Here is a 2,427-nt window from a genome sequence, read left to right on the forward strand (position 1 = left end):
AGTAGGTGCCGCCCCGCACAGGGGCAACGCTAATAGACCGAAAAGAAAACAAGGAAATGCCAAAACAAAAGAAGAAACAAAAAAAACCGTCAACCCCCCGAATCACTTCGAGAATTAAAAAGCGCCTCAATGGGCCACCCATTCTTGACAAACGGCGTCCGCATGATCACGTAACTGAAGTAACGCTCGATCCCGATATCCCGCTCAAGCAACCCTTCGATCACACTCTGATAGTGATGCACACTCCGAGTGACGAACTTGAGCAAATAGTCATACCCGCCACTAGCGAGATGACATTCAACGATCTCATCGACAGGTCGAATAGCCGTCTCGAACTTCAAAAAGTCTTCACGCCGATGATCGGCGAGCGTAACTTCGGTAAAAACGATCTGCACGTCGCCGAGCTTTTCGATTTGAATCTGCGCCCCATATCCCGCGATATACCCGGCTTTCTCGAGCCGCTTTACACGAGTAAGACAGGGACTAGGAGAGAGCCCAACGGCTTCGGCCAGTTCGACATTCGTCATGCGCCCCTTCTTCTGAAGTTGAGAAAGAATACGCAAGTCGATGCGGTCGAGTTTGCTGTCGCCGTGGAGCATCATGATCGGATCACCCATAAAAAAGCCGCAAGATCCGGGGCGAATCTCGCGGCGGGAAGCAATCCGATGTTATCACGCGCGCCATTTTAAAATCACGCGCAATCCGGCAAATCAGGCCAGCGCAGCACGCACCTCGCGCTCTTCAAGCACCTCATCGAGCGTACGCTTGAGCCGCGAGAAAAGCTGCTCGAACTCCACTTCGCCATAACAAAGCGCCGGCGCGAAGCCAAGAATATTGTCGCCGAACGCACGAAACACGAGGCGATTGCGGTAAGCCGCAGCCGCGATACGATCGGAGAGCTTGAGCGAAGGATCAAAACGCGCCCGCGTGCTCTTGTTCGCTACGAGCTCGAGCGCCCCCAAAAGACCGCGATGCCGCGAATCGCCCACCAGCGGATGGTCGAGCAGCCCATCGAGCCCGACCGCAAAGCGCGGCGCAAGCGCCTGTGCATTCGCAAGCAGTCCGCCTTCATGATAGAGCCGCAGCACTTCGAGCCCGATCGCAGCGCTCACGGGATGCGCCGAATAGGTCTGACCGTGGCCCACGATCGCCGTATCGCTCGTGTCGCCTGCAATGCCTTGATAGACAGCATCGGACATCAGCACAGCGCCCATCGGCGCATAGCCCGAGGTGAGGCCCTTGGCAACTGTCATCAGATCGGGTTCGACATCTTCGGCTTCGCATGCGAACAGGGGGCCCGTGCGGCCAAATCCCGTGATGACTTCATCGGCGACAAACAGGACATCGAGTCGGCGGCACGCGTCGCGCATCGCCTTGAGCCAGCCGCGCGGCGGCACGATCACGCCGCCTGAACCTTGAATAGGTTCGCAGAAGAATGCGGCCACGTTATCCGCGCCGAGTTGCGCGACCTTCGCTTCAAGTGACGCGACCGAGGCAGCAATGAGCGCGGCGTCGTCCGCGCCGTCTTCGCGGCGATAGGCGTAGGGCGAGGGCAGGTGGTGCTGGTGCGGCAGCGGCAGGTCGAAATGGCGATGAAATGCGGGCAGCGCAGTCAGGCCAGCACCCACCGACGACGAGCCGTGATAGCCGCGTTCGAGCGCGATCATCTGCTTTTTGTTCGGGCGGCCGGTGGCGTTGAAATAATGCGTGATGAAGCGGATCGCCGAATCGACGGCATCCGAGCCGCCCAGCGTGAAATAGACGTGCTGAAGCGACGCAGGCGTCAGATCGATGAGCTTTTGCGCCAGTTCGATCGCCGGTTCCGACGAGAAGTGGAAGTACGTGGTCGCGTAAGGCAAACGCGTCATCTGGCGCGTGGCGGCTTCCACGATGCTCTGCTGGCCATAGCCGACATTCACGCACCAGAGGCCCGAGAACGCGTCGAGCAGTTCGTTGCCGTCGATATCGCGTAGATACGCACCGTACCCCGATTCGAGCACGGTCGTCCCGCGCGCTTCGTGGGCGCGGTAGTTGATGACGGGGTGAATCAGATGCTTGCGATCGGCTTCGATGAGCGACGAGTGGGACATGGGGAAGCGCCTCCAATGAGTGAGATGACGATCGCTCGATCTTAGCGGCAGGCGTTTATCGGCGTGCCGGGAAAACGCCTTGAAAACAGCAGCGCCGTGCTCTTTTCCAGGCGTTTTCGGTATTTTCTGCCGAGTATTTTTTGGCGCTCCGGATGGCTTCGTGGTTCGCAATTTCGCGTCTACAATGCCGCGAGATTCGAATGATTTTCTCTCTTACGTACAGGGACTCAAGACGATGAGCAAGGTGTTCAGGATTGCGGCCATTGCTGGCGACGGCATCGGCCTGGAAGTGATGCCGGAAGGCGTGCGCGTGGTGGAGGCGGCGGCCAAAAAATTC

At 58.4% G+C, this 2,427-nt stretch carries 3 protein-coding genes; 1 reads left to right on the plus strand and 2 read right to left on the minus strand.

The window, feature by feature from the left end; all coding sequences use genetic code 11:
* Positions 1-89: 89 nt before the first annotated feature.
* A complete protein-coding gene (locus U5782_RS41100) occupies positions 90-602 on the minus strand; it encodes an Lrp/AsnC family transcriptional regulator (protein WP_322049600.1) in 513 nt (170 codons plus the stop codon).
* Positions 603-710: 108 nt separating this feature from the next.
* Positions 711-2,090 carry an aspartate aminotransferase family protein gene (locus U5782_RS41105; RefSeq protein ID WP_322049598.1) on the minus strand — a complete coding sequence of 460 codons (1,380 nt, stop codon included), beginning with the start codon at positions 2,088-2,090 and terminating at the stop codon, positions 711-713.
* A gap of 79 nt (positions 2,091-2,169) precedes the next feature.
* On the opposite strand from U5782_RS41105, the gene U5782_RS41110 reads away from it, so the two are divergent.
* The coding region (locus U5782_RS41110; RefSeq protein WP_322049599.1) for a hypothetical protein at positions 2,170-2,427 on the plus strand (258 nt) is incomplete at its 3' end.

The organism is Paraburkholderia sp. J67, assembly GCF_905220265.1.
Taxonomy (GTDB): domain Bacteria; phylum Pseudomonadota; class Gammaproteobacteria; order Burkholderiales; family Burkholderiaceae; genus Paraburkholderia.

Bases quoted from the DNA above. Each gene is read 5' to 3' on its own strand.
- U5782_RS41100 (WP_322049600.1), bottom strand. From the start codon at position 602: ATGATGCTCCACGGCGACAGCAAACTCGACCGCATCGACTTGCGTATT.
- U5782_RS41105 (WP_322049598.1), bottom strand. From the start codon at position 2,090: ATGTCCCACTCGTCGCTCATCGAAGCCGATCGCAAGCATCTGATTCAC.